The sequence below is a fragment of the Bacillus sp. AR8-1 genome (assembly GCF_008042345.1).
GTDB lineage: Bacteria > Bacillota > Bacilli > Bacillales > Bacillaceae_G > Bacillus_A > Bacillus_A cereus.
The window spans coordinates 18,287-34,359 of the sequence record NZ_QNUB01000056.1 but is presented as its reverse complement, the minus strand read 5'-3'; the positions used below and the strand labels follow the sequence as shown (position 1 = coordinate 34,359).

Genomic DNA, 16,073 nt, shown 5'->3' with positions numbered 1-16,073 from the left:
GTGAAAATAATGAAAACTCTAATATATATATTAATGCTTTGCTTCGTTATAACTGGATGCAGTATTGGAACAAAAGAAAACCCAAACGAAAAGCCGGAACAAAAAAATGTTTCAATGAAAAATGTTAATTATACGAATAAATCAAATAAGCCAAATGAAAAAGCGGCAGATCATTTAGCATCTTTAGCAGCAAGTGTGCCAGGTGTGAATGATGCGACAGCGGTCGTTGTTGGAAAATATGCTATTGTAGGTATAGACGTAAAAGCAAAACTTGATCGAACTCGTGTTGAATCAATTAAATATTCTGTTGCAGAAAGTTTAAAAAATGACCCTGACGGTGCTAATGCAGTCGTTGTAGCAGATGTTGATACGTATGAACGCCTCAAACAAATCGGAAAGCAAATTAAAAAAGGAAAAACAGGTGAAGGTATACTAGATGAATTAGCGGCTATTGTGGGACGAGTAATGCCACAAGTTCCAAATGATATGATTGAAAATCGAGAAACGAATCCAATTAAAGATAATGATAAACAATTACCAAAAGATGAAGAACAAGAGTTAAGAAAAGAACAGGATGATCAATCAAATAATCATTTGAATAAATGAAATTAGCCTCGTACTTAATTGTGCGAGGTTTTTAACTATAATATTAAATATTCAGTTTATTTTTAAGGGAATATATGGTTTAATTATGATGGGAGGGACAACTGTTATGATGAAAAAAAGCGCATGTATATTGTTTAGTTTATGCTTAGGTTTCAGTATGACAGCGTGTGAAAAGAGAAAAGAAGTGAAAAATCAAACAGCAACTTCTTCTACTGTGATGGAAAGGCAACAGAAAGAATCTATCAATATAAATCATTTCTCGAACATAAATGAAGGAATGACTTATACAGAAGTGAAAGATTTAATTGGTTTTGAAGGGGATTTACTTATAGAAGAAGGGGTAGAACATTCTACACAAATTAAACAAATTTTTGCTTGGAAAGGAAACAATCCAAATTCATTTGTTGAAATTACCTTTTTAGATGGAAGAGTGCATTCAAAAGCACAGCAAGGTATAAGTTAATAAGCTAAAAAATGGGAGAGTTTAGCATGAACATACACACAGGGGAAATTCAATTAGTTCCGTATAAGGAGAAATATAAAGAAGTTATACAAACATTTACTTTACCAAGTGAACAAGTTCAGTTTACAGCAGATCCAAGCGCATTACTGGAAAAAGCAAAAAGTGATCGTACAAAAAATGTGATTGTTATTTTAGATTACAATGGCGTACCGGTGGGTCTTTTCGTATTGGAAACGGGAGATAGAGTAAAGGAGTTCACAGATAATGAGGATGCTTTACTTTTAACGTCATTTTCTATTAATCACAATAGACAAAGAAAAGGATTCGCTAAAAAGTCATTGTTATTATTAGAAGAGTTTGTAAAAAGCTATTTTCCAATAAAAAATGAAGTTGTACTTGCTGTGAATGAAAGAAATATTCCTGCACAAAATTTATATGCAAAAGTCGGCTTCGAGGATAAAGGTTTTAGAAGAATGGGACCAATTGGCCAACAAATAATAATGCATTTACCTATAATGAAATAATGAGATAGAAAACTTACTCTTGAATATTCACGTAGTAGGTTTTTTTATTTTAGTAATATATAATATATGTATATAAAATGAAACAGAAATGAAGGATATAAAAAATGAATCAAGATAGAAAATGGAATATCGTTTGGGGAAGAGTGATTAAAACTGGGATTGCAGTTTTTCTTACAGTGTTAGTTTGTGAATTTTTTAACATTCCAACTATTTTTGCTGTAATAACAGCAATTGTTACAATTGAACCAACTGCAACAGACTCAATAAAAAAAGGGCTTATTCGCTTTCCGGCCTCAACAATTGGATCGGCATATGCCATGACGTTCACATTTTTCTTAGGTCATCAAGCAATTTCTTATGCATTAGCTGCGATGTTTACGATCGTTACATGTCAAAAACTAAGGTTACATGCGGGAACATTAGTCGCAACTTTAACTGCTGTAGCTATGATTCCAATTACGGCAGATCATTATTTCACTGCATTTTTAATTCGTTTAGCTACTACATCTACTGGTATTATAGTATCTACTTTAGTGAATTTTTTCATTTTCCCACCACACTACACGAAAACGATTTTTGGATGTACAGAGGATCTATTTGCTAAAACAGCAAATATTATGGAAGAATGGATTACTGCATTAGTTGCAGGAAAAGGTATGAAAAAGGAGACCGCTCAGGGTTTATCTAAATTGACTGTATTATTGCATAAGGCGATACAATTTGTTCAATATGAGCAGAAAGATTGGAAATATCATCAACATACAAAGAAGGAAATGAGAAGCTTTTTAACCATGCAGAACCAACTTCATATATTACAGCAAATCATTTACCATATAGATAATTTAGCTCGAGTGTCAATTGAGACTTGTGACTGGTCACAAAGTGAAAGGGAAATATTACAACGAACAATTCATTCTATAATTGCTATATTGAGAAACCGTTGTAATGAAATTGATGAGGAACATTTGAAACTTATTGCTGAATTAGACAAGCAATTTTGGAGTTATAAAAATGATTTAAAAGATTATAAACCAAATCATTATCATCACCATTTTTCAAGTGAGTCTATTATTTTATTTGAGGTATTATCTATTCATGATATGTTAGAAGAATTAAAACAAATATCCGAGAAATATGAGTGGGAAAATCGATTCAATTGATAAGTTTATTTTATTGTGAGGGGAATAATATGACACTTTATATTGCATTACTAAGAGGAATCAATGTCGGTGGACATAAAGTAATCAAAATGGCTGATTTAAAACGAGTGTTTGAATCAATAGGGTTAAAACAAGTGAAAACATATATACAAAGTGGTAATATCGTGTTCGAATCTGAGGAAGATATAAACTTTCTAAAGGACCGAATACAATCTGAAATAAAAAATGAATTTGATTTCGATGTTCCAGTCATGCTAAGAACATATGGTGAATTTATAAATACTATTAAACAATGTCCGTATGAAGTTCATTCATTGTTAGAAGGAGAAAGTGTTCATGTTGCTTTTTTAGCTAATGTACTTTCTGAAGAGGAAAGTAGTCAATTGCTTACATTTAAAAGTGAACTTGAAGATTGCTATATAGATGAGAAGGTTGCTTATTTGTTTTTCAAAAATAGCATTCGAAATTCTAAATTAATGAACCAGTTTCAGAAGTTACATACACCAGCTACAGTTAGGAATTGGCGTACTGTGAATAAATTAAAAGCAATTGTAGAGAGTATGTAAATATAAAAAGATGAGGTTTTCTACATGTAGAAAACCTCATCTTTTTACTTATATTGTTTTGCAACTATGAGTTCGACAATAGGATAAATAAAGAATGTACACCAGCTACAGTTAGGAATTGGCGTACTGTGAATAAATTAAAAGCAATTGTAGAGAGTATGTAAATATAAAAGTTTTCTACATGTAGAAAACCTCATCTTTTTACTTATATTGTTTTGCAACTATGAGTTCGACAATAGGATAAATAAAGAATGAAGAGCAAATTGCGATGAACAGAGGGAGGTTTTTAACGCCATCTAAATTAGCCCCCATAGAAAATCCTTCGGAGAAGATTAATAAAAGGAACATTACAACTACAAGCACAAAATACGCAATTTTAAAGCTTTTATATGTAATTTGTTGGCCCATTTCATCTTGACTTTCTTCTGATACACCGTGGGGATCTCCCCAAGTAATGTGATTAATTAAATTACTAAGTATTAACGAGATAGCAAAAATCGTACCACCCAAAATAGAACCTTCAGTGATGTATTTATATGTGCCATGTACTAGTATTGCAATTAATGCTAAAACAATGATTATAAAAATAGTTTTTTTAGTATTCAATAAATAATTGCCCCCCTCGATTGTAAAAAACTCTTTACAAATATAAGTATAAAATTGGAAAAGCATCATGTCAAATACTTTTTACATATAATATGTAAGTATGCAATATTTTGGTTTTATGATAAATAAAAAATTACAATACATTTGAATGTAAAAGAATGGGCTCGCATATATTTGGAAGGGATGTCAGATTAATTTAGGGGGTAGTTATGTCTATACTTTTAAAAGCTGGTGCAGATGCAGGAAACAACGGTTTGAAGTTAATGGTGAAAGGGCAAGACCCTATTTTTATTCCGAGTATTTATTCTTTATATATAGGTGAGCCTACAGGACTCTTAGACGAGGTAGATGTTTCATTATCTGAATTAGAAAACCACATTGATGTGACTATAAGTTCGCCATCGTTAATGCTAAATAATGTACGATACATCGTTGGAGAAAAAGTCATTCAAGATCAATTAAAAGGTACTGAGGTAGAGAAGAAATCAAATAAGTCAACGGATGAGTTAATGGTTATTACAATACTATCAGGTTTGGCGGTAAGCGCTATGCGTCAAAGTCCAACTTCTAGCCATATTAATATTCGATATGATTTATCTGTCGCTCTTCCTATGCAGCTTATTACACAAGAAATAGCTGCTGAAAATGCAAAACGTTATATGGGAAATCATAAGGTTATTTTCCATTATCCGAACGGACGCGATGTGACAATTAATGTTTCAATTGAGTATTGTAAATGCCTGCCTGAGGGTGCTTCTGGGACGTGGGGCATTGTATACGATGAAGAAGGAAATGTTGTGAAACATAAAATAGAATGTGAGCAAAATCAAGTTTCTGAAATTGATTTTGTAGATAAAACTCTACTCTCTTTTGATATTGGTGCAGGGACGACAGAAGAAGTCGTTTCATTAGGGGTAAATTTCCGTCCGCAACTAAGTAAAGGTTTATCTTATGGTGTAAAAGAGACGTTACTACAAATCATTACGAGATGGAACCGGAAGTATCCAACTAAGACGATTGATAGTATTACAGAATTCAATCAAATTTATTTAAATGATAAGCATCCGAGAAATACCTTATTAGTTGAGGAATCACAGCCAGCGCTATTAGGTTTAGCAGCACGTGTTGCAACAGATATTATAAATAAAATTGATGATATGAAAGACGATCCATACGTGTTTATTTATGGCGGGGGTGCAGTAATTATTAAAAACAGTTTAAAAATGATTTTAAAGCAAAAAGGACGACTCAAAAATGTAATCTTTGTAGATAATCCGTTATTTACAAATGCACGAGGATTATTAGTTTATACTTGTTCGCCAAAATATAGAGAGCATAAGCAAAAAGAGTTAGGATTTACAAACTTAACGATAAGTTAGTTGGTGGAAGTATGCGATCTAGGCGATATAAACGTGGTGATCGAGTAAAAATCAATATTCATAAATCGGTATCACCTGAAATGCTTGCGTGGCTGAATAAACAATCAAATCCAACTAATTTCTTCTTTTTTGCTGCGCAGCAATTATTTAAACAAGTAGGAGATATTGACGTTTCAAAAGCTTTACCAAGCAGCCATGTTTTCTCATTATATGTGGAGCCTTCATCCTTATTAAAAGTCGAAGTAAACCCTTTTAAAAACATGACACTAGAAGCAAATACATCCACCGAAAATGCAAAAAAAAAATTATGGGAATCTGTTGATCAATTAGATTGTCCATTTTTTTAAACATAGAAAAATATAAGAAGTCCCATCACTATACATACGAATACAGTGATGGGTTTTTGTTTGTAAATGGAATGGGCACAATGCAATTTGTGCCCATTCTGTTAATTATTTGTTTGTCTAAATTTCAGATGTATGTTTAGAAACGGCAGTAATTATGCTTTCCCAATCATTTGGATGATTTTCATGACCTGCCCCTTTAAGAGTTAATAGTACTGAGTTTGGAATTTCATCAATTAGTGCGAGGCCATGTTCAAATGGGAGTGCTGTATCGTCTGTTCCGTGAATAACCAATGTTGGTGCTTGTATGGAGTGAAGTACACCTTCATATGCATCATCACCTTGAAGTAAAGCGTGATTAAACATACTTAATAAATTGTTTGCGCGTTCTATTTCTTGTTTTACTTGTGTATAAACTCTATTTTCATCAAATATTCGTTCTGATCCACATAATAGACGAGATCCTGAAACTAAATATTCTGCCACATCATTTTTATTTGTCCAATCTATACTTGCGCTCTTTACATGATGTGTTAAAATCCTTTCATCCATTGGGGGTAAATCGCGAGTATTATTATCAGATCCTATTACACTAGTCGCTAGTAAAGTTAGCGTCAAAATTCTTTCGGGATGTTTTACAGCGGCAATTTGAGCAATCATACCACCTAATGACATACCAAAAAGATGGGCTTTATCAATATGATAAGCGTCTAATACCCCGATTGCATCTTCAGCCATATCTGTTACTGAATAATTTGAAGTGCCAGGTTCATATGTAACAGAGCGTCCAACATCGCGGTTATCAAAGCGAATAACAAATTTCCCTGTGTTCGCCAACTGTTCACAAAATTCTTCATCCCAATATATCATTGAACAAGTAGCTCCCATAATTAATAAAATAGCGGGATCATTAGAGTTACCGAAGCTTTCTGTACATATATCAATACCGTTTATTTTAAATATCTTTTCACTCATAAAGTTAGCCCCATTTCTTTTGAATTTAATTAATAATACAGTTTTGAATAATTCTAAGATGTGTGTAAGATTCTTTTTGAAATTCATCCCGCTATTTGCCGGGCAGTAAGAGCCCGATTGGTGAGGAATGATTAAAGTTTTAATTTATAATGCTTTTTGCATAATTACCCCCAAAAATAAGTATATGGTAATTCAAGGCAAAAAATTTTGAGAAATAATTGTATGTTATTAAAATAAACAGCAAGGAGGAGAGAAAATGAAAGCAATTGTTATTGATCAATATGGTAGTGTTGAAGAATTAAAAGAAAGACAAGTTTTAAAACCGATTGTTAAGAATAATGAGGTATTAATACGTATTCATGCAACATCTGTTAATCCAGTTGATTGGAAAATAAGAAAAGGTGACTTACAAGAACAGTTACGCTTTTCATTTCCAATCACTTTAGGATTAGATGTAGCTGGAGTTATTGAAGAAGTTGGAGAAGATGTAGAGTGTTTCAATATAGGAGATAAAGTGTTTACGAAACCTGAAAATATAGGAAGCGGCTCTTATGCTGAATTCATTGCAGTACAATTAGATTTAGTATCACATATGCCTAATAATATTAGTTACGAAGAAGCAGCTTCTATTCCTCTTGCAGGACTTACAGCGTGGCAAAGTCTTGTAGATTACGCAAAAATAAAAGAAGATGACCGTGTATTCATTCATGCTGGAGCTGGTGGCGTTGGAAGTTTGGCAATCCAAATCGCAAAATCATTTGGAGCTTTTGTTGCCACGACTGCTAGTAGTAAAAATAAAGAATTTTTACAGTCTTTAGGAGCGGATCTCGTTATTGATTATAAAAAAGATAAATTTGAAGAACTAGTATCAGATTTTGATATTGTGTTAGATACAATAGGTGGCGAAGTGCAAGAAAAAAGTTTTCGAATTATTAAACCTGGTGGTGTTCTAGTTTCCATTGTTCATGAACCACTACAAAAAGTAGAAGGAATAAAATCAGGATTTTTATGGCTAAAACCAAATGGGAAACAATTAGAAGAATTATCAGCTTTAATTGTAAACGGAAAAATCAAACCAATCATAAGTAAAGTGGTGCCATTTAATGAAGCAGGAGTTCGAGAAGCTCATATTTTGAGTGAAGGACAACATGTTAGAGGAAAGATTGTAGTTAAAGTGGAATGATAATAAAGATTACAGCTTATAGAGTAACTAGATTTGAATAACGAAAAAGCTCAACAATAGATAATATCCCATACTATACATTTTCATTTGCGGGTATTATTTATTGTTGGCTATTGTGATATTACTTCTAACAAATACTGTTTCGTATTGTATCGTGTAATTTCTCTAATCCAATTTCCATATCTTTCTCGTTTAACATTGAATAGCTAATTCTTAATTGGTTATCATTTGTTTCGTAATTTAATAGACAAGCTGTTCCTGGTAAAAAAGAGACATCTACTTCATTTGCTTTTTGTAATAAGGTAAAGGGATCTATCGAATCAGGCAGTGTCACCCATAAATTAAAACCGCCATTTGGTATTTCAAAGTTTAGTTCTTTTAATGGCGATAATATATCAATTGTTAAATCACGTCTCATTTGTAAAGCTGTTCGTAATTTTTCTAAATGATTTTTCATACGTTCCGCACGTAAAAACGGTAGAAGTGCCTTTTGTGTTAATAAAGGACTACCGATATCCATCGAACCTTTCACTGCATATAGCCATTCAAAAATAGGGCCACCGGCAATAAGTGCTGCAATACGCAATCCTGGTGCTAACGTTTTACTAAATCCTTTTATATATATTACGTGGCCATCCTTATCAAAACTTTTGATTGGAGGTGGTACTACAGCATCTTCAAAATATATTTCTCCGAAAGAATCATCTTCAATGATAAAAAATTGATATAGCTCCGCTAGTTCTATAAGTTCCATTCTTCGTTCTTTACTCATTACTGTACCTGTCGGGTTTTGGAAGGTCGGATTCGTATACAATAAAACGGGATTTTTACTTTGACAAATATCATCAATTAAGTCGGAGCGAACTCCATGATTATCAAGAGAAACAGGAATGATTTGAACACCTTTATTGATGAAAACATCAAGCGCGGCACTGTAACACGGACTTTCTACTAATACAGTATCTCCAGGTTTTAATAATGTTTGAGCAATTAAATCAATTCCTTGTTGTGCTCCGCTTGTAATTAATAATTGAGATGGGTCCGTCACTAATTTCTGGTGTTCATTTAAGTAATTTGCTATTTCAACTCGCAATTCATAATCGCCTTGAACTGGCCCATAAGTTGCTAACAACATCGGATTTTTATCTAGCAATTTATGCATTTCGTCTGCCAAAAATGGATTTGGTAACAGACGGGGATACAGAATTGCTTGTGAAAAATCATAATATTTACGGTGTTTATTCATTGCATATTGAGAACGCATAACATTAATAGATCTTGATTGTTGCCATTTATACGGTATCGGTTTGAAATCTTTCTTTACACGTTTATATATGTAAGCACCTTTTCCTTGTTCGATGCGTATATACCCTTTCGTTTCTAACTGTTTATAAGCTTTACGAACAGTTAATACATTGATTTGTAAATCTGTGGCCATACAACGTAAAGAAGGAAGGGATTCACCATGTGAAAGCATACCACTTTGTACTCTTTCAACAATTTGCATATATATTTGCTTGTAATACGGTATGTTTGATTCTTTACGCAATACAATCTTCATAGGTTCACCTATTTTTCTTTTTAATTTAATTAAAGCGAAAAATATATAGGGAATCAACTACAACTTGAAGTAACTGTTATATGTACCGATACACTGTTATACACCATAGCCTCTATACTCATTTTAAGAGTAAAAAGGAGGAAGTAAAATGGTCATTTTTAATTACATTTTAGTATGTATTATTTTCGGGACAACATTTTTAACGATTAAAATTGGAATTGAAGCAGGGGCGCCACCGTTGTTTTCAGCAGGAATTCGCTTCTTTTTAGCGGGTATAATCCTTATGATTATTTTTAAATTAAAGCGAAAAGAAATTATGCCACATATATTTTCAAAACGTATTATGTATGCTGGATTTTGTTTAACATTTATGACATTCGCAAGTTTATATTGGTCAGAACAATATATTTCTTCGGGATTAGCTGCTGTTCTTTCTGCTACGGGACCAATGATGATTTTATTAATACAAGCAAAGAGGAATAGGGAGAAATTACAAAAGGAACAACTCGTTGCCTTAGTTATTGCACTAATAGGTGTTATATTTGTTTCTTTACCAGGAATGCATCAACAAGTAAGTTTCATATGGAGTATTGCTTGTATTGTTTTAGTTATAGGAGAGTTATTTTACGGAATAGGCTCTATTCGTTCGAAAGAAATACTTTCAGATTTATCAAATGTATCACCATTTCTTATTAACGGAATTCAAATGTTTTATGGAGGGATTTTACTATTAATCGCATCTATTATTGTAGAACAACCAAATGTAACTGTATTAACTTCATGGAGTGTACAATGGCCTATTTTATATCTCATATTTATCGGATCGATCGGTGGACACGGATTATATTACTGGCTCTTATCAAAAACAAACCCAGTATTTCCATCGACGTGGTTATATGTATCACCATTAATAGCAATTATCGTAGGTTATATCGTATTAGGAGAACCCTTAAATCCTACAATGGGAATGGGAGCTTGTCTTATATTGATTGGTGTATTTTTGGCCAATCGTTCAACACTACGGACTTATTTCAAAAAAGGGCGGTTATTAGAGAAGGAGATGTAGTTTAATAAAGCAACAGCCCTGTATATTACAGGACTGATAAAATCAAAAACACAGTTGGAAAAATAACCAACTGTGTTTTTGATAATTAATTCACTTTTTTAATAAAGCCTTTATAATGACGTTTTACAAGCTGGCTTTCTAAAGTCTTCATGGTTTCTAGTGCTACACCGACAATGATAAGTAAGCTTGTACCACCAATTTGAGCAGAAGGTGGTAACGTAGCAATTTTCGTGAATACGAGCGGTAATATAGAAATTGCACCTAAGAAAATTGCACCAATAAATGTTAAACGGTATAAAATTTTAGTTACATATTGTTCAGTTGCTTTACCAGGACGAATACCAGGAACATATCCATTTTGCTTTTTCAAATTCTCAGCCATTTGTTCAGGATTTACTTGAATAAATGCGTAGAAGTATGTGAAAGCAACGATAAGACCGACATAAAGTGTCATTCCAATTGGATGTGCGAAATCAAGATTTGCAACTAACCATTTTGATACGCTTGAATCAGGGAAGAGCTGCGCAATTGTACGCGGCGTCATTAAAAATGCAGAAGCAAAGATAACTGGTATAACACCAGCACTATTTACTTTAAGCGGTAAATGAGTGTTTTTTGCTCCTTGATATTGATTGTTTCCTGAAACAGCTTTTGCATATTGGATCGGTATTTTACGTACAGCTTGTTGAATGTAAATAACACCAACAACTATCGCTAAAATTACGAGTCCAATTAAAACAATTTTTATTATGTGCATAAATAGCTGATCGCCAGCATTTTGGAATTGTTGTAAATAAATTTGATTTGCAACATTTGGAATCGCGGCAACGAGACCTGCGAAGATAATCATCGAAATACCATTACCAACTCCGTTAGCGGTAATTTGTTCGCCTAACCAAAGTAAAAATGCAGTACCTGCAGTTAAAACTGTCGCAATAAATAAGTATGTAGTCCAGCTTTGATCTGTTATTAATTGTCCACCTGCTATATTATTAAAGCCATAAGACATTCCGATGGCCTGTATGAATGCGAGAATGATTGTAAAGTATCGAGTGAATTGAGCTGATTTCTTACGCCCCATTTCTCCTTGCTTTGCCCATTCCGAAAACTTAGGTATAACATCCATTTGTAGTAATTGTACTATGATGGAAGCTGTAATATATGGTGTAATACCTACAGCAAAGATTGAGAAATGTTGCAATGCTCCTCCACCAAATACGTTTAACATACCTAGAACGTTAGCTTGATCTTGTACTTTTAATACCTCTGCGTTAGTATGAGGAACTGGAATAAACGTGCCAATTCGAAAAACGATTAACATCGCTAGTGTAAAAAGGATTTTCCTTCTTATCTCAGCTACTCTCATGAAATTTGAAATCGTACGAAACATTATGTCGCCTCCTATATTTTTATCAGTAAAAACTGATTATTATACCCTATGAAGTAACCACAAACCTCCTTCCGCACTAAATTCATTTGACAAATGGATTTTCATACACTTTGTAGTTTTCACGGATATAAAAATATAAGGTGTTATATAAGCGACCTTTACACTTTACGTAATCATTCAATACCCATAATATATCGAATAAATTAACAAATGTACATACATACGCATTAAAAATGAATAAATAGGGTCATTTTTTACATTTATTTAATGATAAATTGATAGGACATTATACTGGTAAATGCGCTTCGTATATTCCTTTAATCAATTAAAATCCTCCACCTTTTTATTTTCTTACAATTAATATATCGATTTAAAAAGAATGTAAAATCAAATAAAAGGATGAAAGTACATACTACTTTAGTAGTAGTAATAGTAATCAATTATATTTCAATTAAAATTCATCTCCCGCTGATTAAAGTTTCACTTTATATGATTAGAGAATTCTTTTAATTTAAGAAGGAATAAATGTTAAAAAAAGCTAATTAAACAGTGTACATATTTATAGGGGAGAAGATATAAATGAAAGTTGTTATAAAAAAATTACCACCATTAGAAGTAGCGTATATAAGACGAACTGGTAGCTACTTTGAACCGCAAGATCACTGGGGGAAGTTACTGAACTGGTCAATTGAAAATAAACTGTATCCACCAGAGCAATCATTTATCGGAATATCATTAGATAATCCTGAACTTGTTGCAAGTCATAAGTGCCGGCATGATGCATGTGTTACGATTCCTGAAAACTTCGATAAAGAAAAGTATCATGATGTGCAATTTAAAAGATTAGATGGAGGTACATATGGTCTATACCAGTTCTATGATGAACCTCATAAATTAAGTGAAGCGTATCAATACATGTATGCAGAGTGGCTACTAAATAGTGAGTATGGTGCAGATTATGATAGAGATAATTTAGAGTTTTGCTTAAATAATGTTGCTGAAGATCTAGAAGGAAAGTTAGAGGTTGATTTATTTGTGCCAATTAAAAACATACAAAAAAACAAATAACTTCATTTGTGGCTTTAAAATGAAATTGGAATAGTAGTGAAAGAAAATCTGTTTTCGAAGATAATATTTTTAGCGTAGAAATTTAAGTATGTAGGTTGCAATGAAAGGAGAATCCGCATGGATACATTTGTAAATGAAAAGTTTTATGAAACGAGAAATCAATTAGTTGAGGAAATTTCTTTGTTGAGTGATGCTCAATTTAATAGGAAACCAGATAAGGATAAATGGAGTATTGCACAAGTTTGTCATCATTTAGTTTTATTAGATGAGAGAGTGATAACAGTTATTTCCTCAGGGTTAAAAAAGTTAGATAGTACCCAAAATGTGCGTAAAGAAATTCATACTATTTTATTAGATAGAACGAAAAAGTTTATAGCTCCAGAAATGATTGAACCAAGTATAGAACCATTTGAAGTGGAGCAAATGCTCAATATGCTAAACGAATCAAGAAAAGAATTGATGCGTTTCCTGAGTACAATAGAAGATGAGTCTGTATTAGCGAAAAAATCAGTGATGCATCCAGCTCTTGGAGAATTGCCCCTTGATCAGTGGATAGAACTGATCTATTTGCATGAACAGCGTCATATGTTACAAATCAAAGAGATAAAATTGCTTTGTGAAATTGAAAAGTAAAAATTATTCCCTAGTTATTGATACGTATTATAAACAAGGAAAATGGTTGATTCATATTGATTCAGAAGAAAACAAAAATAGAATGAAATTAGTTGAAAGTGACCAATAAGCTTAAGAAAATATGAAACTATCCGATTTTCTGTATAAGTGTAACCCCGTCTTAAATGAAGAGCGGGGTTATTTTTTTGAAAGTGTTTTTATTTAGAAGGAAATAAATCAGCAACGAAATTCAAAAAATTAATCATCATAACATATTGTATATGCCCGTTTTAATAAATTGAAATAATGATAAATGATATGTTCTTATTTTGAAAGTACACTTCACACGCTTAAGGAAGGAGTATTCTGTCAGAAAACGATAAAATACAATTCTGTTAGGGGATGTATGCAATTTATTCTCTTTATTTTTGCAACAGAACCACCTTCAAAATTATCTTTTGTAGTTGAAGTTTCCTGAATAATAAGTTACATTTTTAAAGTTCAAGCAACTTTATGAAAGTACAAAAAGGGGAGAAATATTATTATTATGCAAAAAATGAAATGGAAGAACTATGTATGTTACTTTGTAATTCTATTACTGCTTGGAACGGCAGTAATAGTCAAACCATCTATCTCTAAGGCTGAGGAATCTGAAGTTAATATTACATTGTTAGGTACTGCAGATATTCATGGTAGATTTATGCCTTGGGATTATGCGCTTGATGGAGCAAATATGAGTGGAAGTTTGACGCAGCTTTATACGGTTATAAAGAAGGTCCGTCAAGAAAATCCAAATACCATATTAGTAGATGCCGGGGATACAATTCAAGGAAACTCAGTAGAATTATTCAACGATAAGCCACAATCGCCAATGATGGTAGCGATGAATACAATGGGATATGATGCCTGGGCATTTGGAAATCATGAATTCAACTTTGGATTAGATACATTGAAAAAAGTTAGTGAGCAATATAAGGGAAAAACGTTAGCAGGAAATATTTATAAGGAAAATGGAGAGCGCTTTCTTCCTGCATATACAATTGTAGAAAAAGATGGAATTAGAGTTGGGATTATTGGTATGAATACACCAATGATTAGTGATTTTGAAAAAGGGACAGATCACTTAGATGGTTTAGTGGTGAAAAATCCGGTAGAAGAGACGAAAAAGGCAATTAAGGAATTAGAAGGTAAAGTAGATGTAATGGTAGGAGTTATGCATATGGGATTAGAAAATGAGAATGGTATCCCTGGTACTGGTGTTCAAGATATTGCAAATGCTTGTCCGGAACTAAGCGCTATTTTTGCGGCTCACATGCATAAACTTGTAAAAAAAGAAGTTGTAAATGGCGTAATTATTACAGAGCCAGATAAATATGGAACACATATTTCACGTATTGACCTTACTTTTACAAAGCAAGATGGGAAGTTGGTTTTAAAAGATAAAACTGCTACCGCTATACCTGTAAAAAATGCTGATGGAACAACGATATTATCTGATCCTACACTTGAAGAAACACTAACACCTTTTCACGAATATGCGAGAGGAGATGCAAATGTTGTAGTCGCTCAATTAAAGGGTAGAAATCTTGTTCCTGAAAATGAAATAAAGGGTATTCCAAGTGTTCAGATTCAAGAAACACCTTTATCAGATTTCTTTCATGAAGTCATGCTCTACTACAGTAAAGCAGATGTAGTAGCCCATCAAATTGATAATGATTATGCCCGTTTGGATACAGGTCCTATTAAGAAAAAAGATATTGCGTACAATTACCAATATGCCTTGGGAGAAATTACAGTATATAAGATTTCTGGAAAAGATTTAAAAGACTATATGGAATGGGCAGCAGGATATTTTAACTCATCTCGTGCCGGAGATGTAACCGTTAGCTTTGATAAAACCCGCCGTGCATCTAAATACAGTACGAACGATTTCTTTGGAGGCGTAAAATACGAAATTGACTTAACAAAACCATACGGAAGCAGAATTACAAATTTACGCTCTATTCGTACAAACAAACCAATCAAAATGAGCGATGTTATGACGCTGGGAATGAATGCATATAGAATGGAGGCTCTTCAGGCAAAAGGGGGAGCTTTAGAGGGGCGTAAGTTTGAACAAATTTGGTCATCTAAACAAGAGAATGCATTCGGAGAAACAGGTGGAACCATTCGTAACCTTGCTATTACATATTTAAAAGAGGTAAAGAACGGTGTATACACACCGAAAGTTATGCATAATTGGAAAATTACTGGTGTAGATTTACATTCTTCAGAGCATAAGGCTGTAGTTGATCTTGTGAATAAAGGGATTTTAGAAATTCCAAAAACAGAAGACGGAAAATACACAAATATAGCATCTATAAATACGAAAGATTCAATTACAAAAGAAGAGATTGTAGCACTCTCACAAAAAGCAAATATTAATCCAAATCAGTTTAAGCATATAAAAACAAAAGGTGAATTTTACAAAAAACTTAGTAGGATTACTAAAAAAATATAAATTATAAGGTTTCTTATAGTAATTGTTATTTTAATAGCATTAAACCCACTCTTACAATAGTAAAGAGTGG

At 32.8% G+C, this 16,073-nt stretch carries 16 protein-coding genes and 1 pseudogene; 13 read left to right on the top strand and 4 right to left on the bottom strand.

The window, feature by feature from the left end:
- Nucleotides 1–9: 9 nt before the first annotated feature.
- The 6 genes and pseudogenes from DN400_RS26635 to DN400_RS26610 form a co-directional block, all read left to right on the top strand.
- Nucleotides 10–606, top strand: coding sequence for a YhcN/YlaJ family sporulation lipoprotein (locus tag DN400_RS26635; RefSeq protein WP_000854060.1), 597 nt, complete (start codon nt 10–12; stop codon nt 604–606).
- A 106-nt stretch (nt 607–712) separates the two neighbouring features.
- Nucleotides 713–1,069: a hypothetical protein gene (locus tag DN400_RS26630; protein ID WP_016512697.1), complete on the top strand. Its 357-nt coding sequence runs from the start codon at nt 713–715 to the stop codon at nt 1,067–1,069.
- Nucleotides 1,070–1,080: 11 nt separating this feature from the next.
- On the top strand, nt 1,081–1,593 hold the full coding sequence (locus tag DN400_RS26625; protein WP_147802037.1) for a GNAT family N-acetyltransferase: 513 nt from the start codon (nt 1,081–1,083) through the stop codon (nt 1,591–1,593).
- 104 nt (nt 1,594–1,697) lie between these two features.
- Entirely contained in the window at nt 1,698–2,753 is a 1,056-nt protein-coding gene (locus tag DN400_RS26620; RefSeq protein ID WP_098205146.1) for an aromatic acid exporter family protein, read from the top strand.
- Nucleotides 2,754–2,782: 29 nt separating this feature from the next.
- A complete protein-coding gene (locus DN400_RS26615) occupies nt 2,783–3,319 on the top strand; it encodes a DUF1697 domain-containing protein (RefSeq protein WP_065228946.1) in 537 nt (178 codons plus the stop codon).
- Between the two features lie 89 nt (nt 3,320–3,408).
- Nucleotides 3,409–3,483: pseudogene (locus DN400_RS26610) on the top strand (DUF1697 domain-containing protein); the annotation flags it as partial.
- A gap of 37 nt (nt 3,484–3,520) precedes the next feature.
- Here DN400_RS26610 and DN400_RS26605 read toward each other — a convergent pair.
- Nucleotides 3,521–3,925 carry a hypothetical protein gene (locus DN400_RS26605; RefSeq protein ID WP_001093141.1) on the bottom strand — a complete coding sequence of 135 codons (405 nt, stop codon included), beginning with the start codon at nt 3,923–3,925 and terminating at the stop codon, nt 3,521–3,523.
- Between the two features lie 209 nt (nt 3,926–4,134).
- On the opposite strand from DN400_RS26605, the gene DN400_RS26600 reads away from it, so the two are divergent.
- Both DN400_RS26600 and DN400_RS26595 read left to right on the top strand, forming a co-directional pair.
- A complete protein-coding gene (locus tag DN400_RS26600; RefSeq protein WP_000025622.1) occupies nt 4,135–5,304 on the top strand; it encodes a ParM/StbA family protein in 1,170 nt (389 codons plus the stop codon).
- An 11-nt stretch (nt 5,305–5,315) separates the two neighbouring features.
- Nucleotides 5,316–5,651, top strand: coding sequence for a hypothetical protein (locus DN400_RS26595; RefSeq protein ID WP_001257761.1), 336 nt, complete (start codon nt 5,316–5,318; stop codon nt 5,649–5,651).
- A gap of 117 nt (nt 5,652–5,768) precedes the next feature.
- Here the strand turns inward: DN400_RS26595 and mleBCA are convergent, their stop codons facing one another.
- The gene (mleBCA, locus tag DN400_RS26590; protein WP_063547478.1) at nt 5,769–6,623 is read right to left on the bottom strand and encodes a BCA family alpha/beta fold macrolide esterase; all 855 of its coding nucleotides are present in this window, start codon (nt 6,621–6,623) and stop codon (nt 5,769–5,771) included.
- A gap of 256 nt (nt 6,624–6,879) precedes the next feature.
- On the opposite strand from mleBCA, the gene DN400_RS26585 reads away from it, so the two are divergent.
- Nucleotides 6,880–7,806, top strand: coding sequence for an NADP-dependent oxidoreductase (locus DN400_RS26585; protein ID WP_098907576.1), 927 nt, complete (start codon nt 6,880–6,882; stop codon nt 7,804–7,806).
- A 127-nt stretch (nt 7,807–7,933) separates the two neighbouring features.
- On the opposite strand, the gene pdxR is transcribed toward DN400_RS26585, so the two are convergent.
- Nucleotides 7,934–9,367, bottom strand: coding sequence for a MocR-like pyridoxine biosynthesis transcription factor PdxR (gene pdxR / locus DN400_RS26580; RefSeq protein WP_000706779.1), 1,434 nt, complete (start codon nt 9,365–9,367; stop codon nt 7,934–7,936).
- A 148-nt stretch (nt 9,368–9,515) separates the two neighbouring features.
- On the opposite strand from pdxR, the gene DN400_RS26575 reads away from it, so the two are divergent.
- A complete protein-coding gene (locus DN400_RS26575) occupies nt 9,516–10,433 on the top strand; it encodes a DMT family transporter (RefSeq protein WP_000234339.1) in 918 nt (305 codons plus the stop codon).
- Nucleotides 10,434–10,518: 85 nt separating this feature from the next.
- On the opposite strand, the gene secY is transcribed toward DN400_RS26575, so the two are convergent.
- Nucleotides 10,519–11,823 (bottom strand): preprotein translocase subunit SecY, encoded by a 1,305-nt coding sequence (gene secY, locus DN400_RS26570; protein WP_000490135.1) that lies wholly within the window; start codon nt 11,821–11,823, stop codon nt 10,519–10,521.
- 579 nt (nt 11,824–12,402) lie between these two features.
- On the opposite strand from secY, the gene DN400_RS26565 reads away from it, so the two are divergent.
- From DN400_RS26565 to DN400_RS26555, 3 genes are all read left to right on the top strand, one after another.
- Nucleotides 12,403–12,891 carry an AraC family transcriptional regulator gene (locus DN400_RS26565; RefSeq protein ID WP_147802036.1) on the top strand — a complete coding sequence of 163 codons (489 nt, stop codon included), beginning with the start codon at nt 12,403–12,405 and terminating at the stop codon, nt 12,889–12,891.
- 117 nt (nt 12,892–13,008) lie between these two features.
- A complete protein-coding gene (locus tag DN400_RS26560) occupies nt 13,009–13,524 on the top strand; it encodes a DinB family protein (RefSeq protein WP_000379380.1) in 516 nt (171 codons plus the stop codon).
- Between the two features lie 526 nt (nt 13,525–14,050).
- Entirely contained in the window at nt 14,051–16,003 is a 1,953-nt protein-coding gene (locus tag DN400_RS26555; RefSeq protein ID WP_098907575.1) for a bifunctional metallophosphatase/5'-nucleotidase, read from the top strand.
- Nucleotides 16,004–16,073: the final 70 nt, after the last annotated feature.